Origin of the sequence: Pseudomonas sp. RIT-562, assembly GCF_026241895.1 — a bacterium.
GTDB lineage: Bacteria > Pseudomonadota > Gammaproteobacteria > Pseudomonadales > Pseudomonadaceae > Aquipseudomonas > Aquipseudomonas mandelii_F.
The window spans coordinates 1-261 of the sequence record NZ_JAPJIV010000088.1 but is presented as its reverse complement, the minus strand read 5'-3'; the positions used below and the strand labels follow the sequence as shown (position 1 = coordinate 261).

The window sequence follows — 261 nt, the reverse complement described above, 5'->3', positions numbered from 1 at the left end:
CATTCACCATCATCACGATGGAATGCTCATTTCTAAGCTTTATACCGACAGAAGCAGTAGTGGTGGAGCCAAACGGGATCGAACCGTTGACCTCCTGCGTGCAAGGCAGGCGCTCTCCCAGCTGAGCTATGGCCCCGTATTTCTACAGGCGTTTCCCACACAAAATTGGTGGGTCTGGGCAGATTCGAACTGCCGACCTCACCCTTATCAGGGGTGCGCTCTAACCAACTGAGCTACAGACCCAATTTCGGGCTGCTTCTT

2 tRNA genes are annotated in these 261 nt (G+C 53.3%); both read right to left on the bottom strand.

Going from position 1 to position 261, the window contains the following annotated elements:
• Nucleotides 1-60: 60 nt before the first annotated feature.
• Nucleotides 61-136: transfer RNA gene (locus ORL50_RS28885), tRNA-Ala, on the bottom strand.
• A 30-nt stretch (nt 137-166) separates the two neighbouring features.
• Nucleotides 167-243, bottom strand: a tRNA-Ile gene (locus ORL50_RS28880).
• Nucleotides 244-261 lie beyond the last annotated feature (18 nt).